General features: G+C 31.6%; 24 protein-coding genes, 3 pseudogenes and 1 riboswitch. Of the genes and pseudogenes, 17 read left to right on the top strand and 10 right to left on the bottom strand.

Annotated features, from left to right (window positions below):
* Position 1: 1 nt before the first annotated feature.
* Positions 2 to 667 carry an SDR family oxidoreductase gene (locus HYI43_00275; protein UDI77059.1) on the bottom strand — a complete coding sequence of 222 codons (666 nt, stop codon included), beginning with the start codon at positions 665 to 667 and terminating at the stop codon, positions 2 to 4.
* 21 nt (positions 668 to 688) lie between these two features.
* Positions 689 to 1,372, bottom strand: coding sequence for a type 1 glutamine amidotransferase domain-containing protein (locus HYI43_00270; protein UDI77058.1), 684 nt, complete (start codon positions 1,370 to 1,372; stop codon positions 689 to 691).
* A gap of 77 nt (positions 1,373 to 1,449) precedes the next feature.
* Between HYI43_00270 and HYI43_00265 the strand changes: the two genes are divergently transcribed.
* Positions 1,450 to 1,797, top strand: coding sequence for a MerR family transcriptional regulator (locus HYI43_00265; protein UDI77057.1), 348 nt, complete (start codon positions 1,450 to 1,452; stop codon positions 1,795 to 1,797).
* Positions 1,798 to 2,464: 667 nt separating this feature from the next.
* Here the strand turns inward: HYI43_00265 and HYI43_00260 are convergent.
* A complete protein-coding gene (locus HYI43_00260) occupies positions 2,465 to 3,139 on the bottom strand; it encodes an IS6 family transposase (GenBank protein ID UDI77056.1) in 675 nt (224 codons plus the stop codon).
* Between the two features lie 46 nt (positions 3,140 to 3,185).
* Between HYI43_00260 and HYI43_00255 the strand changes: the two are divergent.
* Positions 3,186 to 4,085 (top strand): annotated as a pseudogene (locus HYI43_00255) (DsrE/DsrF/DrsH-like family protein).
* Positions 4,086 to 4,117: 32 nt separating this feature from the next.
* A pseudogene (gene cstB / locus HYI43_00250) lies at positions 4,118 to 5,452 on the top strand (persulfide dioxygenase-sulfurtransferase CstB).
* A gap of 113 nt (positions 5,453 to 5,565) precedes the next feature.
* Here the strand turns inward: cstB and HYI43_00245 are convergent.
* A complete protein-coding gene (locus tag HYI43_00245) occupies positions 5,566 to 6,714 on the bottom strand; it encodes an ROK family transcriptional regulator (GenBank protein UDI77055.1) in 1,149 nt (382 codons plus the stop codon).
* Positions 6,715 to 7,033: 319 nt separating this feature from the next.
* Here HYI43_00245 and psm-mec point away from each other — a divergent pair, with 319 nt between their 5' ends.
* Positions 7,034 to 7,102 (top strand): phenol-soluble modulin PSM-mec, encoded by a 69-nt coding sequence (gene psm-mec, locus HYI43_00240; protein ID UDI79237.1) that lies wholly within the window; start codon positions 7,034 to 7,036, stop codon positions 7,100 to 7,102.
* An 84-nt stretch (positions 7,103 to 7,186) separates the two neighbouring features.
* Here the strand turns inward: psm-mec and mecI are convergent, their stop codons facing one another.
* Positions 7,187 to 7,558 (bottom strand): mecA-type methicillin resistance repressor MecI, encoded by a 372-nt coding sequence (mecI, locus tag HYI43_00235; GenBank protein UDI77054.1) that lies wholly within the window; start codon positions 7,556 to 7,558, stop codon positions 7,187 to 7,189.
* Positions 7,558 to 9,315, bottom strand: a complete 1,758-nt coding sequence (gene mecR1, locus HYI43_00230) for a beta-lactam sensor/signal transducer MecR1 (GenBank protein UDI77053.1) — start codon at positions 9,313 to 9,315, stop codon at positions 7,558 to 7,560. Before mecR1 ends, mecI begins: the two co-directional genes overlap by 1 nt.
* A gap of 96 nt (positions 9,316 to 9,411) precedes the next feature.
* Here mecR1 and mecA point away from each other — a divergent pair, with 96 nt between their 5' ends.
* On the top strand, positions 9,412 to 11,421 hold the full coding sequence (gene mecA / locus HYI43_00225) for a PBP2a family beta-lactam-resistant peptidoglycan transpeptidase MecA (protein ID UDI77052.1): 2,010 nt from the start codon (positions 9,412 to 9,414) through the stop codon (positions 11,419 to 11,421).
* Positions 11,422 to 11,466: 45 nt separating this feature from the next.
* Here mecA and HYI43_00220 read toward each other — a convergent pair whose 3' ends face one another.
* The 3 genes and pseudogenes from HYI43_00220 to HYI43_00210 all read right to left on the bottom strand — a co-directional run bounded on the left by HYI43_00220 (position 11,467) and on the right by HYI43_00210 (position 14,063).
* Complete coding sequence (locus HYI43_00220; GenBank protein ID UDI77051.1) at positions 11,467 to 11,895, bottom strand: MaoC family dehydratase; 429 nt, start codon at positions 11,893 to 11,895, stop codon at positions 11,467 to 11,469.
* Positions 11,896 to 11,991: 96 nt separating this feature from the next.
* Positions 11,992 to 12,735, bottom strand: coding sequence for a glycerophosphoryl diester phosphodiesterase (locus tag HYI43_00215; protein ID UDI77050.1), 744 nt, complete (start codon positions 12,733 to 12,735; stop codon positions 11,992 to 11,994).
* Between the two features lie 956 nt (positions 12,736 to 13,691).
* Positions 13,692 to 14,063, bottom strand: a pseudogene (locus HYI43_00210) (hydroxymethylglutaryl-CoA synthase family protein).
* Between the two features lie 53 nt (positions 14,064 to 14,116).
* Here HYI43_00210 and HYI43_00205 point away from each other — a divergent pair.
* Both HYI43_00205 and HYI43_00200 read left to right on the top strand, forming a co-directional pair.
* Complete coding sequence (locus HYI43_00205) at positions 14,117 to 14,791, top strand: IS6-like element IS257 family transposase (GenBank protein UDI77049.1); 675 nt, start codon at positions 14,117 to 14,119, stop codon at positions 14,789 to 14,791.
* Between the two features lie 46 nt (positions 14,792 to 14,837).
* On the top strand, positions 14,838 to 15,008 hold the full coding sequence (locus HYI43_00200; protein UDI77048.1) for a hypothetical protein: 171 nt from the start codon (positions 14,838 to 14,840) through the stop codon (positions 15,006 to 15,008).
* Positions 15,009 to 15,040: 32 nt separating this feature from the next.
* On the opposite strand, the gene HYI43_00195 is transcribed toward HYI43_00200, so the two are convergent.
* Positions 15,041 to 15,952, bottom strand: coding sequence for an ABC transporter substrate-binding protein (locus tag HYI43_00195; protein UDI77047.1), 912 nt, complete (start codon positions 15,950 to 15,952; stop codon positions 15,041 to 15,043).
* Positions 15,953 to 16,013: 61 nt separating this feature from the next.
* A riboswitch (TPP riboswitch) is annotated at positions 16,014 to 16,115 on the bottom strand.
* A 467-nt stretch (positions 16,116 to 16,582) separates the two neighbouring features.
* On the opposite strand from HYI43_00195, the gene HYI43_00190 reads away from it, so the two are divergent.
* The 10 genes from HYI43_00190 (at position 16,583) to HYI43_00145 (ending at position 25,827) form a co-directional block, all read left to right on the top strand.
* A complete protein-coding gene (locus HYI43_00190) occupies positions 16,583 to 18,097 on the top strand; it encodes a hypothetical protein (protein ID UDI77046.1) in 1,515 nt (504 codons plus the stop codon).
* 170 nt (positions 18,098 to 18,267) lie between these two features.
* On the top strand, positions 18,268 to 18,561 hold the full coding sequence (locus HYI43_00185) for a hypothetical protein (protein UDI77045.1): 294 nt from the start codon (positions 18,268 to 18,270) through the stop codon (positions 18,559 to 18,561).
* The gene (locus tag HYI43_00180) at positions 18,561 to 20,327 is read left to right on the top strand and encodes a DUF927 domain-containing protein (protein UDI77044.1); all 1,767 of its coding nucleotides are present in this window, start codon (positions 18,561 to 18,563) and stop codon (positions 20,325 to 20,327) included. The genes HYI43_00185 and HYI43_00180 overlap by 1 nt, the downstream gene beginning before the upstream one ends.
* Positions 20,328 to 20,537: 210 nt before the next feature.
* Positions 20,538 to 21,899, top strand: coding sequence for a recombinase family protein (locus HYI43_00175; GenBank protein ID UDI77043.1), 1,362 nt, complete (start codon positions 20,538 to 20,540; stop codon positions 21,897 to 21,899).
* Positions 21,896 to 23,524: a recombinase family protein gene (locus HYI43_00170; protein UDI77042.1), complete on the top strand. Its 1,629-nt coding sequence runs from the start codon at positions 21,896 to 21,898 to the stop codon at positions 23,522 to 23,524. The genes HYI43_00175 and HYI43_00170 overlap by 4 nt, the downstream gene beginning before the upstream one ends.
* Before the next feature lie 504 nt (positions 23,525 to 24,028).
* Positions 24,029 to 24,379 carry a hypothetical protein gene (locus HYI43_00165; protein UDI77041.1) on the top strand — a complete coding sequence of 117 codons (351 nt, stop codon included), beginning with the start codon at positions 24,029 to 24,031 and terminating at the stop codon, positions 24,377 to 24,379.
* Between the two features lie 86 nt (positions 24,380 to 24,465).
* The gene (locus HYI43_00160; GenBank protein ID UDI77040.1) at positions 24,466 to 24,777 is read left to right on the top strand and encodes a hypothetical protein; all 312 of its coding nucleotides are present in this window, start codon (positions 24,466 to 24,468) and stop codon (positions 24,775 to 24,777) included.
* Positions 24,778 to 24,791: 14 nt separating this feature from the next.
* Complete coding sequence (locus HYI43_00155) at positions 24,792 to 25,295, top strand: DUF1643 domain-containing protein (GenBank protein ID UDI77039.1); 504 nt, start codon at positions 24,792 to 24,794, stop codon at positions 25,293 to 25,295.
* Positions 25,296 to 25,309: 14 nt separating this feature from the next.
* Positions 25,310 to 25,531 carry a hypothetical protein gene (locus HYI43_00150; GenBank protein UDI77038.1) on the top strand — a complete coding sequence of 74 codons (222 nt, stop codon included), beginning with the start codon at positions 25,310 to 25,312 and terminating at the stop codon, positions 25,529 to 25,531.
* Positions 25,532 to 25,731: 200 nt separating this feature from the next.
* Positions 25,732 to 25,827, top strand: a complete 96-nt coding sequence (locus HYI43_00145) for a type I toxin-antitoxin system Fst family toxin (GenBank protein ID UDI77037.1) — start codon at positions 25,732 to 25,734, stop codon at positions 25,825 to 25,827.
* The last annotated feature ends 259 nt before the right edge of the window (positions 25,828 to 26,086 follow it).

Genomic DNA, 26,086 nt, shown 5'->3' with positions numbered 1-26,086 from the left:
ATTATTCCTCCAGATATTTAGTCGTTGCGTCTAATAATGACAAATCACCATTGATGATTTGGAATTCGTGACCTTGTAATACTTCATCAGTTAATACAGAAACAAGCACTTCTGCTACATCTTCTCTTGTAATAGACGGATTTTGTACATTTTCAAATTGCGCACTCATATTGAATTGTTGCGTTTCATGTTCGTTTGTTAAAGCGCCTGGATGCACGATGGTATATTTTAAATTTGCATGTCTTAAGTAGTCATCCGCATAATGTTTAGCAATGGTGTATGGTTTCAAGTCGCCTGACGCATCAAACGCTTCTCGGCGTGAGTCGTACGTTGATACCATAATAAAGTGTTGATGATCGATCTGTTCACTTGCTTTAATTGCTTTCACTGCACCGTCTAAATCTACAATGATTGTTTGATCGTCACCTGTGCTCCCACCAGAACCGACGGAAAAAAGGATTTGATCATACGATTTAAATAATTCTATTAATTCATCAATAGATTGTTTTGCGACATCAATGTAAGTTGCATCGATACCATCTGCTTTTAAAGCTTCAACTTGTTCTTCTTTCCTAACACCGGCAGTAAAATCAACATCTCTTGCTTTCAGTTTACGTACGAGATGTTGACCGACGCCACCATTAGCACCGATAATTAATGATTTCATGTGTATCGCTCCTTTATAAAATTATTGATTAGCTAAGATTTTTAAAGCATTTTCAGCAACTGCATGTCCTGATTGGGGATTTTGACCTGTGACAATGCGACCATCTACGACTGCAAAATTACTCCAGTCAGCCTCTTTTTTAAAATGTGCACCGTTACTAATAAATTCGTCTTCTAATAAATATGGCATGTATTCAGTTGTACCATTTGCTTGTTCTTCACTATTTGTAAAACCAGTCACATCTTTATGACGAACGAGATAATCGCCATTTTCTTTAATATCGAGTAGACCAGCCGCACCATGACATACAGAAGAGAGAACGCCTTGGTTATTGTAAATACTTAGCGCAATGTCGTTTAGTTCTTTGTTATTTCTTAAATCCCAAATCGCACCATGTCCACCTGCAAAGTAAATGGCTTGATAGTCGCTAGGATTAACCTCTTTTGGAGATAATGTTTGTCCAAATTTATTCATATAATCATGATCCGTGTAGTATTCCCAGTCCTCGGCTCCCATCATTTCAGGGCTAAGACTGATAGGATCAAGAGGCACATACCCACCGTTCGGACTTACAAAATCAACATCATAACCTGCGTCATAGAAATCTTTCGCAAAGTGCGTAACCTCTGAGAACCACGCACCTGTAGGTCTTTCTAAATTATCGTATTTCGCAATGTTTGTTACAACAATTAAAGCCTTTTTCATTGTCTTTCCTCCTCATTCATGTTTATATAGAATACAATATCAGTTAAACCTTGGTTTAAGAGAAAGGATATGCTTACATGAAACAATATTACATTGAATATGTCTCAGATTATTGCAATATACCTAAAAGCAAACTGCGTTATTACGAGAAAAAGAGTATCTTAAAACACATCGACAGAGATAGCAATAACAAGCGTTTATACACAGACGACGATATCGAAATGATTAAATTTATCCAGTGCTTAAGCAATTTGAATATGCCATTAAAAGAAATCCGAAAAAACACAGACATGCTTTATCAAAACCAAATAGATGTCCCAAGCGTGTTACGCGCACACCTAGAATTCTTGAATGAACAACGGAACTTGATCAGTACACATATCGACTTAATTGAACAAAAATTACAAACTGCCATGACTAAGTGACGAGGGAAAAGGGAGTGTGTGAATTAAAAGAACGATGAGAAGAGTATGGAGGAATAGTTAATGAATAAGCATAAGGAAATTTTAGATTTTAAAGATGAAGTGTGTATGTAAAGGCGATAGGTGGATAGGCAAAGCTGGAATGAGTCAGAAAATTGCGTCGGGTGGATAAGCTAGAATAGAATGAGTGGGCGATGGATGGATAGGCTAAAACGGTTATAATATACCTTATACCTAAAATTACAGAGTACTAAAACTATCTTATCTGACATCTCTTGACGAGTTCTGCTTATCGGTTGTTGATGGGGTTTTTTGTAATTGATTTTTCGTACAGCTAGATAAAACGATATATTACTACTATAAATACTTTACATCTAATATCAACTAGTAGCATAAATGCTTAATATATACAAAAAGCTCTCTCAAGTTGTGGGACTTGATAGAGTATATTATTTGTTATCTTTTTACATAAAATTACTTATTGGTACTTTTGTAATTTCAATTACTATCCCATTTCATAAAATATTCATATTCTTGAGTTTCTACTTCAAATTCCTTAGATCGTATTTCAAATTGATGTTTTGTATAAAAACGAATGGCTCCTTCATTCTGGTTCTGTTGCAAAGTAAAAAAATATAGCTAACCACTAATTTATCATGTCAGTGTTTGCTTAACTTGCTAGCATGATGCTAATTTCGTGGCATGGGGAAAATCCGTAGATCTGAAGAGACCTACGGTTCTTTTTATATAGAGCGTAAATACATTCAATACCTTTTAAAGTATTCTTTGCCGTATTGATACTTTGATATCTTGTCTTTCTTACTTTAATATGACGGTGATCTTGCTCAATGAGGTTATTCAGATATTTCGATGTACAATGACAGTCAGGTTTAAGTTTAAAAGCTTTAATTATTTTAGCCATTGCTACCTTCGTTGAAGGTGCCTGATCTGTAACTACCTTTTGAGGTTTACCAAATTGTTTAATGAGACGTTTGATAAACGCATATGCTGAATGATTATCTCGTTGCTTACGCAACCAAATATCTAATGTATGTCCCTCTGTATCAATGGCACGATATAAATAGCTCCATTTTCCTTTTATTTTGATGTACGTCTCATCAATACGCCATTTGTAATAAGCTTTTTTATGCTTTTTCTTCCAAATTTGATATAAAATTGGTGCATATTCTTGAACCCAACGGTAGACCGTTGAATGATGAACGTTTACACCACGTTCCCTTAATATTTCAGATATATCACGATAACTCAATGCATATCTTAGATAGTAGCCAACGGCTACAGTGATAACATCCTTGTTAAATTGTTTATATCTGAAATAGTTCATACAGAAGACTCCTTTTGGTTATAATTATACTATAAATTCAACTTTGCAACAGAACCACAAAACGTATTATATACATTGTAAAAGCGGTAACCGAAGCACTAAAGCTTGCGATTATTTAGCCAAACAAGGTTATGATGTCGTGAATTTAAAGGGTGGATATAAAGATTATGAAGCAAAGAACTTCAATAGTGCTCCTTTAATAGAAAAAGATATTGAAATCAAAGAGAATCGTAAACAATTTGATTTTAGAGGTCTTCAGTGCCCTGGACCTATTGTTAATATCAGTAAAGAAATTAACAATATTTCAACGGGTGAGCAAATCGAGGTAACAGTTACAGATCCTGGTTTCAATAGTGATATTAAAAGTTGGGCGAAACAAACAGGGAATACCCTTGTAAATCTTACTGAAGAAGCAAATGTAATTAATGCAATTATTCAAAAAGAAAAGCCAAAAGAATTTGAAATCAATGACACTGCTACAGGTACAACAATTGTTTTATTTAGCGGTGAGTTAGATAAGGCAGTAGCAGCAATGATCATCGCAAATGGCGCTAAAGCAGCAGGTAAAGATGTAACTATTTTCTTTACTTTTTGGGGCCTCAACGCATTAAAAAAAGCGCAATCAACTCGCGTTAAAAAGAAAGGTATTTCCAAAATGTTTGACCTTATGTTACCTAAGGATCCAATACATATGCCATTATCAAAAATGAATATGTTTGGACTAGGTAATATTATGATGCGTTATGTAATGAACAAGAAAAATGTTGATTCTTTATACTCACTTATCGATCAAGCAATCGATCAAGATATAAAGTTAATTGCTTGTACCATGAGTATGGATGTTATGGGAATTTCAAAAGAAGAATTAAGAGATGAAGTCGATTATGGTGGCGTAGGTACTTATATTGGACATACTGAGCAAGCAAATCATAACTTATTTATCTAATCAATAAAATCTATTTTAAAAAGGAGTTTTTTTTGTTTTTCAAACAATTTTATGAAGACAATTTTTCACAAGCATCTTATTTAATTGGATGTCAACGTACAGGAGAAGCAATGATTATTGACCCTATACGAGATTTAACAAAATATTTAAAAGTTGCAGATAAAGAAGGATTCACAATTACTAAAGCTGCAGAAACACATATTCATGCTGATTTTGCTTCAGGTATTAGAGATGTGGCAAATAAATTGAATGCAAGTATATACGTATCTGATGAAGGTAAAGATGAATTTAATTATAAAAATATGCCTAAACAAACACATTTCGTTAAGCATCAAGATATTATCTATTTAGGAAAGATTAAATTAGAAGTCTTACACACTCCAGGCCATCCCCCTGAGAGTATTAGTTTTTTACTTACTGACGAAGGTGGGGGTTCCAGTATACCAATGGGATTATTTAGCGGTGACTTCATCTTTGTTGGTGATGTAGGTAGACCAGATCTATTAGAAAAAGCTGTAAATGTTGAAGGTTCTACAAAAATCGGAGCAAAACAAATGTATCAGTCCATACAATTTGCTGCAACATTACCAGACTATATTCAAATTTGGCCAGGTCATGGTGCAGGGAGTCCTTGTGGTAAAGCGCTAGGTTCATTACCTACAACTACTTTGGGTTATGAGAAAATAAACAACTGGGCTTTTAATGTTAAAGATGAAACTTCATTTATCGAAACTTTAACACTCAATCAGCCAGCTCCACCACACCATTTTTCACAAATGAAAAAAATAAATCAATTTGGTATGCAAATGTACCAACCATATAATGTTTACCCTAGTTCAAGCAATACACAAACTGCTTTTGATCTTCGAAGTAAAGAAGCATTCCATGGTGGTCATATGCATGGAACTATCAATATTCCTTTTAATAAAACTTTTATAAATCAAATTGGTTGGTATTTAGATTATGACTAAGATATTGAATTAATTGGCGATAAATCTACCGTTCAACAAGCTATTCATGCTTTACAATTAATTGGTTTTGAAAATGTAAAAAGTTACCGTTTGCCACAAACAAATATCGTCACATCATCTATTCATAGTTCTGAAATGACTGGTGAAGAACATAATGTATTAGATGTTCGTAATGATGATGAATGGCGTAAAGGTCATTTAAAACAAGCAATTCATATTCCTCACGGTAAACTTTTAAATGAAGATATACCTTTCGATAAAAATGACCTAATTTATGTACATTGTCAATCAGGTGTTAGAAGTTCAATAGCGGTAGGAATATTAGAATATAAAGGATTTACGAATATTGTTAACGTTAGAGGTGGCTATCAACATTTACCAGCATTTTTAAAATAGTTTTCTTCTGCAATAGAACTATAAAAATCCCTCAATCCGAAAATTCAATTCGGATTGAGGGATTTTTTTATAAAGACAATTACGAACTTTGATTATTCATTTGAATTAGTTTTTTATGCTTTTATATCTAAGTAAATATCATTAATCTGTAGTACTTTTTGGATAATTGCTAATGTACCACCTAGCAAAGTTGCAAATTTGACATTAGATGTTAACTTTATTTGAATTTCGTTACGTGAATATTGTTTGAACTGGTTCTTAATTGCTTCTAATATTTCAGGCATTTCATTGAACAATGGACAGTTAATGTAAATTGCATTCGGATTAAACTGGGTGTTTAAATTATGTATTAAAACAGCAATTTTATTTATAAATTGTTCCATTTCTTCAACTACGACTGGATTTTTTTCATTATAAAATTGAATTAATTTGCTAAGCGTCATCTTCTCATTTAGTTGATTACTTAAATTATGCAGTAAAGCTTCTTGTGAAAAAATATCTTCAATCTTATGAAAGATCTCCACATTATCGCTAACTTTTGAGACAAGTGTTTTTCCAATTTCACCCGCTTCCCCATTTGCACCACGATACAATTGATTATTAATAATAAGCCCAGCACCAATACCTTTATGTATACTTAAAGCAATAAGATTATTGTAGGATAAATTATGATTAAAATTACGTTCATATAACGCTGAAAGATTCGCTTCATTTTCAACTACGACTGGAACATTAGTAATTTCTTTTATTTTCTTAGCAATTGAAATTCCTTCAGTTTCATGGAATGGTAAATATGTCACATGCTGCTCATTATCCACAACTCCATGTATAGAAACAGACACACCTAATAGTCCGTTATAAGTATCAAGTTTCTCCTGAATATCAATATGTTTTTTTATTATGCTTAATATACTACTAACCTTTTCATCAGGTAAATCATAAGATTCATGCTTAATGACATTACCATCAAAATAATTGTACATCACTTCAACAGAACTATAAGTTAAATCCAAAGAAATAAAATAACCATAAAGATGATTAACCTTCAGAAGAATAGGTTTTCTACCACCACTCTTCGTGCTATCACCCTCACCAACCTCATTAACAAGAGATTTATACTTTAACTTATTCAAAATACTAGAAATCGTTGCCTTATTAATCTCAAGATTTTTAGATATTTGAGTACGCGAAATATTATGATGGTTATAAATTTCCCTTAGCACTCTTTTTTCATTATCATTTATATTTAAAATATTTTCCATAATTGCCTACCCCATAAGTTATTTTGAATTTAGTTTATAGTTTATCATGTATTTTTATACCAACTATTTTAACATAAATTAAATTAAACCTTAGAACAACTTAAAACCTCACTTAGGTTATCATCTTCGTTCTTTTATTTTTTTTATTATTTCAATAAATTACGTATTTCCAATATGACGATTTTTTATGCAAAGTCGTTGTATGTTTTTCAAATTTTTGACATTTATGCAATCTAAATAGCCAATTAGGGAATTTTTAACATTTTTTATTTGTTTGATATTATACTTAATGTATCTTAAATAGAAAAAGGGTATGCATATGGATTTCACTGGTGTTATTACAAGCATTATTGATTTAATCAAGACTTGCATTCAGGCTTTCGGTTAATTTTTTCAACTAAAAAACAGAGGAAATATTCAACGACTTGATTGTTTCCTCTGTTTTCTATGTATTGTTGTAAACACAACAATTTTATTTTTTATTCAATATATTTCTCAATTCTTCTATTTCATCTTGTGATAGATCTTCTTTTTCTACAAAGTTTAAGACAAGTGAATTGAAACCGCCTTTGTATACTTTATTGATAAAGTTTTTAGATGTTTTATATTTTATATCACTTTCTTCTACAAGAGAGTAATATTGAAAAATTTTATTGTCTTTTTTACGATCTATAAATCCCTTTTTATACAATCTCGTTATAAGTGTACGAATGGTTTTTGGACTCCAGTCCTTTTGCATTTGTATTTCTTCTATTATATTATTCGCACTTGCATATTTTTTCATCCAAATGATATTCATAACTTCCCATTCTGCAGATGATATTTCATACGTTTTATTATCCATTATATTAACTCCATTTCTTTTAAAATACGCTCAGAAATTTGTTGTGCTTTTTCGCCATTCGCATTGTCTTCGCCTTTTAAATGTGTAGCAAAATAATACGTATTATCTTTCGTTTCAACATAACCTACGAACCATCCATTTGCTTCTTTGTGATTCACGATTCCTGTTCCAGTTTTACCTACATATTTATAAGTATCTTTTTGTTTCAAAGTCATACTATTTTCAACTTTTTCAATAGCCTTATTATCAAAATGCATGTTATGTTGTTTCATATTTTTCAACAAATTAACCTGTTCTATTGCAGAAATTTTTAATGAAGATTCATTCCAATAATTTTCATTCCCTGATATTTCTTCATTACCATATTCAATTAGATCTAAATAAGATTTAACCTCATCTTGTCTTAAATGTTTGTTTAAATTTTCGTAATACCAATTTACTGAATATTTCATTGAAGAATTTAAATTTTGATCTTGGTTCCATTCTTTAAATGGATATTGATGTTTATCCCATTGTTGTTCAGTATGATTTAATGAGAGTAAATTTTGGTCGAATGCCATTAACGCTAAATAAATTTTGTAAGTAGAATTAGGTGAATATCGTTGTTTACTTTCTGGTTCATTATAAATAGAATAAGCTTGCTCCCGTTCATTATAAAGCACAAAACTTCCATCAAATCCTTTGAAATACGGAGCTAGTTGATTTAATTTTTTATATGATACATTTGTTTCATATTTGTCTTGTTGAACATGTGCAGATAGTAACGGTGCTTGTATTAAAAGCGATATACTACATACAATATACGCAACAATACGCTTGTTTCGATTAGGTTTAGGCATTGAATCATAAAGTGCAATATACTTAACACGTTCTTTAATATTTGAATTAAAACCTAGTAAATATTGTGCTGCCACATTATTTATGTGCTGAGATTTTAAAATAGAGCATTTTAATATCGATTCACCATAACGTATATGTTCATGGCGATTCAAAATTTTTAAAACGTTTCTATCACATACTTTTTCACAGTCATTGTCCATCATTGTTTTACTTATATATAGTGCAGGATTAAACCAGAATATCATTTTAAAAACAACATAAAGCTGGTTGAATATTAAGTCATGACTTTTCACATGTGATAGTTCATGTAGAATAATATATTCAATTTCTTTGTCATTCATGGTTTCGACTACGACAGTTGGTAGTACAATTTGGGATTTCACTAAACCAAATACCATCGGATTATCAATGTTTGAACTATAACTAATTGTTATATGCTTTTTGTAGAACTGCATCTTACTTTGACATACTTTAAGTCGTTCATTAAGATATGACGATTCCAATGACGAACTTTTAATAACATCAATTTGTCGGAATGCCTTAATCATATAAAATAAGCACAACAAACTACCAAATACCCATATCAAAAGAATCATATACGTTATATTTGAGGTCTCAAACTGATTAACATTAATTGCTAAGTCTTTCGTAACAGATGATTGTTGACCATCTAACATATGACTAACCGAAGAAGTCGTGTCAGATACATTTCGATTCATCATATCTTTTGAAAATGTAAAATTCGATATTTTGTAAAATGGTATTAATGGAATTAACGTGGAGACGAGCACTAATAACCAAATCTTATGTGACATAATATTTTGAGTATATTTTATATAGAGCATTCTCACTAAAAAAATTACACATATCGTGAGCAATGAACTGATTATACTTAACATTAAAAAAGATGATAACACCTTCTACACCTCCATATCACAAAAATTATAACATTATTTTGACATAAATACTACATTTGTAATATACTACAAATGTAGTCTTATATACGGAGGATATTGATGAAAAAGATAAAAATTGTTCCACTTATTTTAATAGTTGTAGTTGTCGGGTTTGGTATATATTTTTATGCTTCAAAAGATAAAGAAATTAATAATACTATTGATGCAATTGAAGATAAAAATTTCAAACAAGTTTATAAAGATAGCAGTTATATTTCTAAAAGCGATAATGGTGAAGTAGAAATGACTGAACGTCCGATAAAAATATATAATAGTTTAGGCGTTAAAGATATAAACATTCAGGATCGTAAAATAAAAAAAGTATCTAAAAATAAAAAACGAGTAGATGCTCAATATAAAATTAAAACAAACTACGGTAACATTGATCGCAACGTTCAATTTAATTTTGTTAAAGAAGATGGTATGTGGAAGTTAGATTGGGATCATAGCGTCATTATTCCAGGAATGCAGAAAGACCAAAGCATACATATTGAAAATTTAAAATCAGAACGTGGTAAAATTTTAGACCGAAACAATGTGGAATTGGCCAATACAGGAACAGCATATGAGATAGGCATCGTTCCAAAGAATGTATCTAAAAAAGATTATAAAGCAATCGCTAAAGAACTAAGTATTTCTGAAGACTATATCAAACAACAAATGGATCAAAATTGGGTACAAGATGATACCTTCGTTCCACTTAAAACCGTTAAAAAAATGGATGAATATTTAAGTGATTTCGCAAAAAAATTTCATCTTACAACTAATGAAACAGAAAGTCGTAACTATCCTCTAGGAAAAGCGACTTCACATCTATTAGGTTATGTTGGTCCCATTAACTCTGAAGAATTAAAACAAAAAGAATATAAAGGCTATAAAGATGATGCAGTTATTGGTAAAAAGGGACTCGAAAAACTTTACGATAAAAAGCTCCAACATGAAGATGGCTATCGTGTCACAATCGTTGACGATAATAGCAATACAATCGCACATACATTAATAGAGAAAAAGAAAAAAGATGGCAAAGATATTCAACTAACTATTGATGCTAAAGTTCAAAAGAGTATTTATAACAACATGAAAAATGATTATGGCTCAGGTACTGCTATCCACCCTCAAACAGGTGAATTATTAGCACTTGTAAGCACACCTTCATATGACGTCTATCCATTTATGTATGGCATGAGTAACGAAGAATATAATAAATTAACCGAAGATAAAAAAGAACCTCTGCTCAACAAGTTCCAGATTACAACTTCACCAGGTTCAACTCAAAAAATATTAACAGCAATGATTGGGTTAAATAACAAAACATTAGACGATAAAACAAGTTATAAAATCGATGGTAAAGGTTGGCAAAAAGATAAATCTTGGGGTGGTTACAACGTTACAAGATATGAAGTGGTAAATGGTAATATCGACTTAAAACAAGCAATAGAATCATCAGATAACATTTTCTTTGCTAGAGTAGCACTCGAATTAGGCAGTAAGAAATTTGAAAAAGGCATGAAAAAACTAGGTGTTGGTGAAGATATACCAAGTGATTATCCATTTTATAATGCTCAAATTTCAAACAAAAATTTAGATAATGAAATATTATTAGCTGATTCAGGTTACGGACAAGGTGAAATACTGATTAACCCAGTACAGATCCTTTCAATCTATAGCGCATTAGAAAATAATGGCAATATTAACGCACCTCACTTATTAAAAGACACGAAAAACAAAGTTTGGAAGAAAAATATTATTTCCAAAGAAAATATCAATCTATTAACTGATGGTATGCAACAAGTCGTAAATAAAACACATAAAGAAGATATTTATAGATCTTATGCAAACTTAATTGGCAAATCCGGTACTGCAGAACTCAAAATGAAACAAGGAGAAACTGGCAGACAAATTGGGTGGTTTATATCATATGATAAAGATAATCCAAACATGATGATGGCTATTAATGTTAAAGATGTACAAGATAAAGGAATGGCTAGCTACAATGCCAAAATCTCAGGTAAAGTGTATGATGAGCTATATGAGAACGGTAATAAAAAATACGATATAGATGAATAACAAAACAGTGAAGCAATCCGTAACGATGGTTGCTTCACTGTTTTATTATGAATTATTAATAAGTGCTGTTACTTCTCCCTTAAATACAATTTCTTCATTTTCATTGTATGTTGAAAGTGACACTGTAACGAGTCCATTTTCTTTTTTTATGGATTTCTTATTTGTAATTTCAGCGATAACGTACAATGTATTACCTGGGTATACAGGTTTAATAAATTTAACGTTATTCATTTGTGTTCCTGCTACAACTTCTTCTCCGTATTTACCTTCTTCTACCCATAATTTAAATGATATTGAAAGTGTATGCATGCCAGATGCAATGATACCTTTAAATCTACTTTGTTCTGCTTTTTCTTTATCTATATGCATATATTGAGGATCAAAAGTTGTTGCAAATTGGATAATTTCTTCTTCTGTAATATGAAGGCTTTTTGTTTTGAATGTTTCTCCTACTATAAAATCATCGTATTTCATATATGTCTCTCTTTCTTATTCAAATTAATTTTTTAGTATGTAACATGTTAAAGGTAAGTCTACCGTCACTGAAACGTAAGACTCACCTCTAACTTTCTATTGAGACAAATGCACCATTTTATCTGCATTGTCTGTAAAGATACCATCAACTCCCCAATTAGCAAGTTGGTTTGCACGTGCTGGTTTGTTTACAGTCCATACGTTCAATTCATAACCCGCTTCTTTTACCATTTTTACTTTTGCTTTAGTAAGTTTGGCATCTTCAGTGTTTACTATTTTAGCATTACAGTAATCTAAAAGTGTTCTCCAGTCTTCACGAAACGAAGTTGTATGGAATATAACTGCTCTGTTATATTGTGGCATGATTTCTTCTGCAAGTTTAACAAGCACAACATTAAAGCTTGAAATGAGCACTTCTTGATTCTGATTTAAGTTTGTTAATTGTTCTTCCACTTGCTTAACCATACTTTTAGAAAGTGCTAGTCCATTCGGTCCAGTAATACCTTTTAATTCTACATTTAAATTCATATTATATTCATTTGCTATTTTTACTACATCATCGAAAGTTGGCAAATGTTCATCTTTGAATTTTTCACCAAACCAAGATCCTGCAGAAGCATCTTTAATTTCATCATAATTCAATTCAGTTATTTCCCCGGACATATTTGTAGTCCGTTCTAAATAATCATCATGAATGATAATCAGTTGTTCATCTTTTGTAATTGCAACATCTAACTCCAACCAGTTTATACCTTCTACTTCTGAAGCAGCTTTAAATGATGCAATTGTATTTTCCGGAGCTTTACTAGGTAATCCTCTATGTCCATATACAGTTAGCATATTACCTCTCCTTGCATTTTTATTTTTTTAATTAACGTAACTGTATTATCACATTAATCGCACTTTTATTTCCATTAAAAAGAGATGAATATCATAAATAAAGAAGTCGATAGATTCGTATTGATTATGGAGTTAATCTACGTCTCATCTCATTTTTAAAAAATCATTTATGTCCCAAGCTCCATTTTGTAATCAAGTCTAGTTTTTCTGTACCCCTTATCTGCAATTTTACTTAGGATTGCTTTTAACTTACCTCTTATCTGCAATTTTACTTAGGATTGCTTTTAACTTACCCCTTATCAGCAATTTTACTGAGAACTGCTTTTAACGCACCTCTTATCTGCAATTTTGCCTAGAACTGCTTTTAACAAACCTCTTATCTGCAATTTTGCCTAGAACTGCTTTTAACAAACCTCTTATCTGCAATTTTACTTAGAACTGCTTTTAACTTACCCCTTATCAGCAATTTTGCATGGAATTGCTTTTAACGTACCTCTTATCTGCAATTTTACTTAGAACTGCTTTTAACAAACCTCTTATCTGCAATTTTACTTAGAACTGCTTTTAACGTACCTCTTATCTGCAATTTTACTTAGAACTGCTTTTAACGTACCTCTTATCTGTAATTTTACTGAGAACTGCTTTTAACAAACCTCTTATCTGCAATTTTACTTAGAATTGCTTTTACTATTCCTCTTATTAGTATAATCTCAGTAAGAATGCGTATAAAAATGAAAATTACAACCGATTTTGTAAGTGCTGACGCCTGAGGGAATAGTATGTGCGAGAGACTAATGGCTCGAGCCATACCCCTAGGCAAGCATGCACGTACAAAATCGTAAGATAAAAAAATAAGCATATCACTGTAAACTTTAAAAAATCAGTTTAGTGATATGCTTATTTATTTCGAGTTAGGATTTATGTCCCAAGCTCATCAAGCACAATCGGCCACTAGTTTATTTCTCTATCTTATATGTTCTGATATGGTCTTCTATACTGTATAAGTATACTTTTGAATATGGATCTTGTGTCAATTCACGTTCGAAATCAAATTCTTGATTATCAAATCTGTTAAAGAATGTTTCGTATTCTTCGACTGATAATTGCTCTCTAGATTCTAGCATATTTAAGTGTTTCTCTTTATCTAATGCTTTGTCATATCCTTTAACGATTGAACCACTAAAGATTTCTCCTACTGCTCCTGAACCATAACTAAATAGACATACTTTCTCTTCTGGTTGGAATGTGTGGTTCTGTAATAACGAAATTAAACTTAAGTATAATGATCCTGTATAAATGTTACCAACATCTCTATTCCATAATACGGTTCTGTTGCAAAGTTGAATTTATAGTATAATTTTAACAAAAAGGAGTCTTCTGTATGAACTATTTCAGATATAAACAATTTAACAAGGATGTTATCACTGTAGCCGTTGGCTACTATCTAAGATATACATTGAGTTATCGTGATATATCTGAAATATTAAGGGAACGTGGTGTAAACGTTCATCATTCAACGGTCTACCGTTGGGTTCAAGAATATGCCCCAATTTTGTATCAAATTTGGAAGAAAAAGCATAAAAAAGCTTATTACAAATGGCGTATTGATGAGACGTACATCAAAATAAAAGGAAAATGGAGCTATTTATATCGTGCCATTGATGCAGAGGGACATACATTAGATATTTGGTTGCGTAAGCAACGAGATAATCATTCAGCATATGCGTTTATCAAACGTCTCATTAAACAATTTGGTAAACCTCAAAAGGTAATTACAGATCAGGCACCTTCAACGAAGGTAGCAATGGCTAAAGTAATTAAAGCTTTTAAACTTAAACCTGACTGTCATTGTACATCGAAATATCTGAATAACCTCATTGAGCAAGATCACCGTCATATTAAAGTAAGAAAGACAAGGTATCAAAGTATCAATACAGCAAAGAATACTTTAAAAGGTATTGAATGTATTTACGCTCTATATAAAAAGAACCGCAGGTCTCTTCAGATCTACGGATTTTCGCCATGCCACGAAATTAGCATCATGCTAGCAAGTTAAGCGAACACTGACATGATAAATTAGTGGTTAGCTATATTTTTTTACTTTGCAACAGAACCTTTATGTTTCTAAACATGTTCTTTCTCAATTAAGGAAAAATGAAGTAGTTCAGTTATTGCAAAGACTAGGTGGCGGCAATGCAAAAAATGAAGAAATATATTTAGATATTGAAGAGAATGGCAATATTTTAGAAGTAAAAGAGCCTCTTACAATTTAAAAATTGTAGAGACTCTGAATATAAACTTGAATTTAGTTAGCATATCTACTAAATAGTAATTGATTTGTGAAATATTCTTTAGGTTCGATTGTTTGTTTAATCTTACCTGTTTCTTTTAACCATAATTGTAAATCATTGTAGAAATCAGAACTCATTGATAAATCGTTAGTGAAACATTTTGCTGTGGCTTGTATTGTAGATTTATTTAAATTATCGCTTACATCTGTATTTGTATATGAAGAGTAGATATGAATTGCATCTTCAAGATTAGTTTTAATATATTGAATTGCTTTTTGTATAACTTTAATAAATGTTTTGATCTTTTCTTCTTCAAAGTGTAACTTATCAGGGGTAGTGATAAAAATTAATTGGCAAAAGTCAGGAACATTGTAATCTTTTAATGCGAAATAATCGACATTTAATCCTTTACTTTTGGCTTCTAAAATTTCAAAATTTTCAAAGATAAGTGTTGCGGCATCTGCTTTATCATTTAATAATGCATCTGTATGATAAAAACTGTTATTTACAGGTTTAATATCTCCATCTATATATTGAGCACCATCAGCTTCAATCATTGTTTTTGCAATAGCAATACCCCCAAGACCTGGAGCTCCTGGGTACTGGAGACGTTTGCCAATTAAATCTTTTGGTGTTTTAATACCTTTATCTTTTTTATACATTATACCGCCGTTGGTGTGTAAGAATCTTGCGAAGCCTACAACATTTTGGTTGGATGCTTTATCTTCTACTAAATGGATAGGTTCTGTAATTGCGATATCCATTGTACCTTTTTCTATTTCATCTAAAGCATCAAAATGTTCTTTAGGTTCGATCATCTCAATTTCTAGATTTTGTTCCTTAAACCATCCTCTTTCTATTCCTAAGATTAATGGCATATGATCAGGATTTAAAAACCATTCTAAACCAACTCTTAATTTCTCCATAAAAAAATCCTCCAATAACTCAATTTTCTACGCAAAAAAGTGAATTACTGAAAAACATCAAATAATATGTAAATCACTTTCCTACGATGGTACTAACCGACAGGTTCAAGGGTTGAAAGTAAGTACTTTCTCTCAGCAATCAATTGCACCCCTAGTGAATATATTGTTATATACATTTAACATAACATATATTCTAGGTTAATTAAATCTGATATTTTGTTTACATTTACTTTATCATATTATTTCATTTGTATATTTATATCATTTTATCGATCATTTCATAATGTGTAAGATTAATATATTTTGAAGTAATCAAGAGTAAATAAACGGAAATTTCGATTTAATTTAAAAATTATTAGATGCCCGACTAGTTTTTAGAATTAAGTTCCAATTCAAATTACTATAGTTTTTAAACAATAATTATAAGCTATTATCTATATAATTTTTTAAGAACTTGATGTCACTCATTAAAAGATTCGACTCTTTTTTCATATATATGCTCAAAGGAGAACGTTTGTTTTTTATTCTCCATATTATAAAGAATAAATAGTAAATACTATTGAAAAACTTTAACATTGAAATTAGTATTTGTTGATACACAAACTTTAAATATGAAAGCGAGTGAATGCAATGATTAAAAATAAATGGAAAATAGAAATGTGGTTTCAAAGTTTTAATTATTTTATACATAAAATTGATTACGAATTTATACTAAAAGAGTATGCAAAAGATATTTTACCTGAAGAAATTGGAACAAATTATGTAGTGGGAGAAGCACAGCCTAATGAAACTATATATATAAGCTACTTTATAAATACCTCTGATCAAAATATTGAGCAACACACTGTGAAATGTAGTGAAGAGGGTATATTTATCGATAAAATTCCTAGTGGCTTTACTAAAGATACTTTGCCGTATTCTATTGATAGTCAAAGTATGGTGGACATAGATGAACTTTCAAATGAAATCATTGACCAAGGTGTAGATGCTTTAGAAGTGTTAGAATCAACAATTCTAGATACATATTTCACCGAGTTCTTAGCCACAATCAATAAAACAACAGATTTTGCTAAAAAGATAGCTAACAATACTATAAAACAGATTCAAGAAAATATTAATTTAAAAAAAGCTAAATATAAAATAGATTACGAAAAAACTGTAGACAACGTATCTTCTTGGAATACATTTAAAAGTTTGAAAGATATAATAATAGAAATCCATCAAGATTTATCTAGAGAAAATTTTGACGATGTAGTTACAAGTAATTTTTTAACAAAATATCTCATTTACAAAGAAAAACAAGATTCCTATGTTAAGAAAAACATCTCAAACGTAAATAAATCTAAGTACTTTAAACAACTAGTGACAGAAGGTTTAATTAAAGAACGAACAAGTAATTCTCAATACTTTGAAATTGCTAATAGTATTAAACCTTCAACTCATAAAAAAGATAGCTTAAATCAATCTGACGAACTAGATCAATTCAGACAATCTATTATCGGTATTTCTCTCAACTTATATGATCAAAATGATACGTATTTTAAATTTATCCGTAGTATTCTGACAAATAAGTCACGTAAAGTTAATTTAACAATAGATAGCCTGATTGAGTCTCAAAATAATATAAATGAATTTATGAAAAAACAAAACTTACTTAATAATAACGAATTATATTATTTAACGACCATTGAAGATACATTCCACTTTGCATTATTTACTGCTATTTCCGATTTAATCGATGAATTAGTTACACTAGTAAGTAATATCATTCAAAAATCAACTCAATATGATATATTAGTTGCTCTGCATAGTATTACTAATTTAAAGAATGATCTAATTGCCTTAACCTACAAACATGAACAAAAATTAACTCACTTTGAGAGTCTTATTAATGGCTATGCAAGAAATACTAATTTGAAAGCTTTGATTCATAAAACCATTAAAAATAATGTAAAAATGACAGAAAAAGTAGAAGACTCTTTACTCACTGAGCTTAAAAAATATAACATTAGCAACTTTTATAAAAGAGAAAATTTTAATAATAATCCTAATGACTTTCTCGATAAACTAATGATTCAAATAATTAGTAAGTTTTACAAGACACGTTTAGACAGTATTAAAGAAGGACCAAATTTATATTATTAATTCAATAAATATGCCCAACGATTCTTAAATCGTTGGGCTTTTTATTTATTAAACGTTATAGAATCAATGTCCTAAAATTCTCTTTCGAAATCTCAAACCTCTATTTTTCTTTGAGAGTAAAATAAAGTCCATATCACGTAAGTGATAATTTTAGGAGGTAGATAATAGTTATGAAAAGAAATAAAAGTGAATCACAGGAGAAGCTTTATAATTTTGTAATTGCCAAAGCTTTTCAACAATCAGTTGGAAGCATGTTCACTTATAGTGAATTAAGAAAGAAATATAGTGGGGTTTGTAGCACGAATGATCAACGTGAAGTAGGACGTCGTTTTGCTTACTGGATTAAGCACACACCAGGATTACCCTTTGATACTGTAGGTACGAAAAATGGCAGTTTGTTATATCAAAAAATAGGTCCACATCCACGTAATCATAGCAACACTTCGAAAGGAGGTGTTCGCTAATGTCAAAAAATATACTTGAAATAGGACCCTATTTTTTAAATTCAGACGGTTGGTATGAAAACATACCACCTAAAAAAGATGGAGATAGTAAAAGAATAGTTTTTTTGGCTAGTTTTATTGTGATTACAAAAAAATTTCTAGATCCTTCGAAAGGTACTGAAAAAATAGTTATCTCGAATGCTAATGGTCAAGAAAATATCTTTGCGTCCGATATTTTATCATCTCGCAATTTACATTTACTAATCAATTACGGCTATAGTATTAACGAAAAGCGCATCACGTCTTTAAGTAATGCCTTGCAACAAACGCGCAATCTATTATCACCTTCCCACTTGTATGAAGGTGTAGGCATACTAGAAACTCCATTTGGTTCAATTATATCCTTAAATGATGTCTATAAGACCAAAGAATTCAATGCTAACACTCCTTCAGAGCCAATTTGTGATACATCTTATGATTTAGAACCTAAAGGTACGTTTGAAGATTGGTTTAATATGTATCTTAATGAGGTCAAAGGTCATTTTCATTTGGAGTTAGCAACCACATTCGGAATTTCTGCCTTAGTAACAGCATTTCTGAAGCATAAACAAGATGTTACATTTGCTGGTATCATCTTTAGTTTTACAGGTCAGTCATCAACTGGTAAATCAACAGCGGCTGCTTTAGCTGTATCAGTTGCTGGCAACCCTAATAAGGGAAGCGAAACGCTCTTTAGAAGTTGGAATGCTACACGTAATGCACTTGAAAGTTATTTAAGCAACAACTATGGTGTACCACTAGTATTTGATGAACTCTCATCAGCAACTTTTAAAGATACAACGGGGTTATTATATTCGATCGCTGAAGGTCAAGGTCGTCAACGTTCAAACGTTCATGGAGAAGTTAAAACGCCTAAGAATTGGGGCACGTCTGTCATTTCAACGTCAGAATACAGTATTTTTACTGATTCGGCTCAAAACGATGGGTTACGTGTAAGAACCATTGAGATTAATGAACAATTTACTACAGATGCAACTAACTCTGATAATATCAAAAAAGCAGTTGCACAAAACTACGGGCATGTTTTACCGTTCGTTGCTGATTATCTTATTAAACGTGAAGATGAAGCCATTCAATGGTTTAAAGATGAACATCATTGGTTTAAAGATAAATTGAAGGATGAAACAAACAATACAGGTAAACGTATGTTTAAGCGTTATGCAGTTATTACAACATCTGCGAAAATATTAGGTCGTGTTTTAGCTACAGATATTGATATCGCTAAAATAAGAGACTACTTTATTGATTATCATGCTCATACGGTCTCTGAACGATCACTGGCAGATAAAGCGATCGAAGTCATTACGCAATTTGTAGCACAAAACCGTGGTAAGTTTTCTGATGACAAAGCGTTAAAGAATATGATGGAGAACTATGGACTAATTGCCTTAAAAGATGATTATATCGAAGTCAAAATCATTGCGTCTGTATTTAAAAATATGTTGGCAGAGCATCACTTCCAAGATGTTAATAATGTCGTGAATGCACTAAAGGATAAGGGATTTATCGAATCTGACCGTGATCGAATTACGAAAAAACGAACAGTCAAAGATAACAATGGCAAGAAACAGTCGCTTGTCTTTTACCAATTAAAGCTAGATTCAGACCATGCGTCTATTTTTGGTCTAACTAAAGATGCCGAACCTATTAAACCTAAAATTAATACGGATAACAAAGAGAATTTTAAGTTATGGAAAAAGCAAAATGATGAGTTAGCTGATCTTTAATGACCACTTCTCAATACCTTTTTAGTAACTTAAAGATGAAATTGTATAGGAGTGAATGAAATGGATGAGTTAATTGAAGTATTAGCTAACTTAGTTGTTGAAGAGTTAAATCGTGATAACTGAGATTGCGGTCCAACGTGCTTTTAACACGTTGGACCTTTCATTTTAATTCATTCATAAACATATATTATCTCTATGGAGGTGTATAAAATGGAAAAAGCCATTGCTTATGTACGTCAAAGTACACTCAAACAACAAAGCTTAGCGACTCAGAAATCCCTCATTATAGACACTGCTAAGCAACATGGATGGTCCAATGTAACATTTTATGATGATAAAAAAACAGGTGGACATACAAAGCGTTCAGGCTATCAAAAAATGGTAGAAGTGATTACATCTGGAGAGTGTAAAGTATTATGTTGCTATCGGCTAAATCGGCTCCATCGTAATTTCAAAAATGCTATACAATTCTTTGAAATTTGTAAAAAGCATCACGTCACAATCATCAGTGTTAACGATGGATATTTTGATTTGTCTAAAGAGTTTGATTGCTTTCGCTTAAACATACTCATGAGTCTAGCAGAAATGGAATCGAACAACATCAGCGAACAAACACGAAATGGGATAAGAGAAAAAGCCAAACAAGGTAAGTTGATTACAACACACGCCCCTTTTGGTTATCACTACAGCAAAGGTCACTTTATTGTAAATGCAGAAGAAGCACCGACAATCAAAGCCGTTTATCGTTGGTATTTACAAGGACTTGGTTACAAGAAAATTTCTCAAAAGCTGGATAAAGATATGAATTTTATTTCTCGTAAGCCCTATCAAGTTAGAAATATTCTCTTGAACCCTAACTATTGTGGTCGTGTCATTAATAAATATGGAACGTTTAATGATATCGTTCCACCTATTATTAATGTTGATACGTTTGAGGAAGCACAAGAGCGTCGTATTCATAAACAACACAATCGATCCAATTCTAGAAATAAGTTAAAGCGACGAATCAAATGTCCTTACTGTCAATCAACATTAACAAACTTAACGATAAAAAAAGAACATCGTTCTCTACGTTACTATGTCTGTCCTAAAAATATGAATGAAGCCTATCATACGTGTCCATTTAAAGGCATCAATGCGCAAATGATTGAAACAGAGGTCCTAAACACTTGTAAAGTATACTGTGGCAATCAATCATTTCATGACAAATTAAATGAGACAATACTAAAAGCTCTAAAACACCAACAAATGAAACACAGACAATCACATCTAACACAAGAACAACTCATCGAAAAACTAGCACAAAATCAAATTGATATAGAAACATTTAAACGGTTATCTGCTGGCTTTGAAAGAGAAGAACGTTACTCTAATTATTCATCCAATCAAATTGCTGAAACAATCCGTCATGTAGTCAAAGATAAATTGACATTAGAAATCATAGCACCTTTGATTGATGACATTACAATAACTCAAACTAAACAATTACAAGGAATCTACTTTAAAAACAGTCCACTCAATATCGTTGAACAATCGCATTTAATAACTCCTGAAAGGAATGAAGTCATATGACACAACTCAAAAAGAAACGTATTGGATTATACGCACGTGTATCAACTGAAATGCAAACGGATGGTTACAGTATCCATGGTCAATTAAATCAACTTACAGAGTATTGTCAATTTCAAGGTTATGAAGTCGTTGATGAATATACCGATCGTGGTATATCAGGTAAAACAACGCAACGTCCTGAACTACAACGTATGTTAAAAGATGCTAAAGGAGGTAAATTAGATGGTATTATGGTATATAATACTACTCGTTTAGCTAGAAATACCTCAGATTTATTAAATATTGTCGAAGAATTGTATGAGATTAATGTTGAATTTTTTAGTCTAACTGAAAAAATAGAAATTGCGAGCTCCACAGGTAAGTTGATGCTCCAAATCTTAGCGAGCTTCGCAGAATTTGAAAGAAACGTTATTGTAGAAAACGTGTTTAATGGCCAAAGACAACGTGCTATTGAAGGTTATTACCAAGGTAATTTACCTTTAGGCTATGATAAAGTACCTGAGAGTAAAAAAGAGCTTATGATTAATCAACATGAAGCAAATATTGTTAAATATATTTTTGAGTCATACGCCAAAGGTCACGGTTATCGTAAGATTGCGAACACATTGAATCATAAAGGTTATGTGACTAAGAAAGGGAAACCGTTTAGTATTTCGTCCATTACTTATATCATCTCAAACCCTTTTTACATTGGAAAGATACAGTTTGCGAAGTATAGACACTGGAGCGATAAAAGACGAAAAGGACTCAATGAGGAACCGATTATCGCAGATGGTAAGCATGCGCCTATTATTGATAAAGCTTTATGGGATAAAGTACAGTTTAAACGCCAAGAGAGTCGCAAGAAACCACAAGTTCATGGTAAAGGGACCAATCTACTTACTGGGATTGTAAAGTGCCCAAAATGTGGCGCAGCCATGGCGGCAAGTAATACGACCAATACATTAAAAGATGGCACTAAGAAAAGAATCAGATATTATTCATGTAGCAATTTTAGAAACAAAGGTTCTAAAGTATGTTCAGCCAATAGTGTTAGAGCAGATGTATTAGAAAAATATGTTATGGACCAGATATTGGAAATTATCAAAAGTAAAAAGGTATTGAAGCAATTGGTTGAAAAAGTAAATGAACAAAGCCAAATAGATAAATCTTCTTTGAATCATGATATTGCCTATAAACAGTCACAATGTGAAGAACTAAAAGCCAAAATGCATACATTAACGAAAACCATTGAAGACTCACCTGACTTAGATAGCGTATTGAAACCAACAATACTTAACTATCAAGATGAATTGAATCAAATAAATAATCAAATCCATCAACTAGAGCAAGATAAACAAGCAGAAGCTCCACATTATGATGCTGATATGATTGCCAACGTACTACAAGCAATATTCAAAGATATAGACAAATTAGAGAAATCTCAGTTGAAATCACTCTATCTGACGGTTATCGATCGTATTGATATCCGAAACCATGAACATCATAAGAAGCAATTTTATGTTACGCTTAAACTGAATAATGAAATTATCAAACAACTATTTAATAACCGTCCACTTGACGAAGTGCTCCTTAGCACTTCGTCTTTATTTTTGCCACAAACTATATATATAACTATTGAATAAACAATAACTACACTACTATTCTTTCACTTATTTTATCTAACCATTTTTAGAATTCTCTTTATCAATTTCAATAACACTTATCTAATAAAACAGTCATTGTCGTAATTATTTTCATAACTACACGAAGTTTATATTGAAATTGCTAAAGAACATCCCACAATGATTTTTTAACGGGAAATGAATGGGATTTGCAGATTCGAAGAAGCAGAAGGATTGTGCAAGCACAATCCCAAAATCCCGTTATTTTTTATAAATAAATAATATATATATAGAAGCAGAGAGAGACCTACACATATCATCAATACCTATAAATAATGAGTTGATTGTTCGTCAAAATGAGTGGGATTCCGGGATTTCCTTGTTATACCAACGTTTGTAGCGGGTTTTTATATGGAATTTTCTCTTATTCCCACCGGGATTCGTAATAAATGATAAATCAAATATATATTATCTCGGTGATGTATATGAAATACATCGCTATCACACTATCTAGGAGGCAATGATATGAAAACAACCACTCAAGAACTCAAACAATATATAACTCGTCTATTCCAACTGTCTAACAACGAAACATGGGAATGTGAAGCGTTAGAAGACGCAGCAGAAAATATACTTCCTACTCGCTTTGTAGACCATACCCCACTTGCACATCTTACACTTGAAACTTATACCTACTATAATGATGAGCTACATGAGCTAAGTATCTATCCATTCCTTATGTACGCCAATAGCCAACTCATCAGTATTGGTTATTTGGATCATTTTGATATGGACTTTCTATACCTGACAGATACTAAAAGTACGATTATCGATGAACGTCATTTACTAAAACAAGGAGGGAATGACCGTGAATAATTGGATCAAAGTGGCACAAATATCTGTTACGATTATTAGCCAAGCGATTATCATCATGAAAGAAATTCAAGACGAGGTAAAATAATATGAAAATCAATCGATACATCACAAGAGGCATTAGTGAACACCTATCTCTAGACCTTCAAATACTACTTTGGAATATGGTAAAAGATCGAGACAATCAACCTCATACAGATTACCTACACATTTTTAAACTACAAGAAGATGATAATATACTCTCTATTACGCATGAACAAGAACAACCCGCATACAAATTGGAATATCACTATACAAACTATGAAAAAAATCAAAACGCATTACCTAAGAAAGTCTACGTCATTCGTGAAGATGACGTGGACGCTTTTTATTATGTGATGCTTTTACCAGAAGAATACTAAAAGGAGTGACGATGATGAATACAATCAAAAGTACGATACACACAGAAGCCATATTTAGCGATGATGAACAACACCGCTACTTACTCAAGAAAACATGGGATGAAAAGAAACCCGCTTGTACAGTGATAACGATGTACCCTCATTTAGATGGCGTATTATCACTCGATCTTACAACTGTTCTTATCCTTAACCAATTAGCGAATTCTGAACAGTATGGTGCTGTATATCTTGTAAATCTATTCTCTAATATTAAAACCCCAGAGAACCTTAAACATATTAAAGAACCTTATGATAAACACACAGACATCCACTTGATGAAAGCGATAAGCGAAAGTGACACAGTGATTCTAGCTTATGGTGCTTATGCGAAACGACCTGTTGTCGTCGAACGTGTTGAGCAAGTGATGGAAATGTTGAAGCCTCACAAAAAGAAAATTAAAAAGCTTATAAACCCAGCAACAAATGAAATCATGCATCCACTCAATCCTAAAGCGCGTCAAAAATGGACATTGAAATAAAAGGAGGATTATCTATGAACCATGACACTACACAATCAGACTGGCGAACAGTTGCTAGTTGCTTAGCATCTCAAAATTATATATCTATCGTAAAAGGACTAGTACATCATTTTACATCAATTAAAGATGAGGAAATATTGGATAAAATCTATGATGATTTTATGGATGATGACTCTATAACAACGGTACTTAATAATGATTTACAGACAATTATTAACCATTATCTATTAAAATGAAAATTATATTACTTACAATAAAAATAGAGCATCCTTCACTTTGCGGTGAAGGATGCTCTCTATTTAATTTTTTTGCTATTTTCAATTAATATAATTCTCTTTATTAAAAGTTCTCTGTAACTTGCTCATTACTGATGATATAATATAAAAGTCGCCTATCTCTCAGGCGTTATGTCAGACGCAGAGAGGAGGTGCTAAAAATGGCAGATATTCTTGTTAATATCATGACCACGGCAGCAAGTGGTTGTATCGTCGCGTTGTTTTCATATTGGCTTCGAAAACGTGATGATAAATAGGCGACTAAGCCACGCCAATAAAAATCCCCTCACTATGGCAGTAGTGAGGGGATTGGTGCATAAAATGCAGATATTCTTGTTAATTAAATTGTAACACTACTTAGTGAAGAATGCAAAACATGTATTACTATTATGGTATCTATTACTTAATGTGTATTTTTAAATAAATATAGATAAATTATTAGCATTATTACTTTGATAGTAACATTTATTTCAACAAAAGTTTCAACGTTGCAATTTAAAAATTTAATACGCTAAT

This window comes from Staphylococcus taiwanensis, assembly GCA_020544305.1.
Lineage (GTDB): Bacteria > Bacillota > Bacilli > Staphylococcales > Staphylococcaceae > Staphylococcus > Staphylococcus taiwanensis.
Note: the sequence above shows the minus strand (reverse complement) of the source record. Positions and strands in the feature narration are given on the sequence as shown.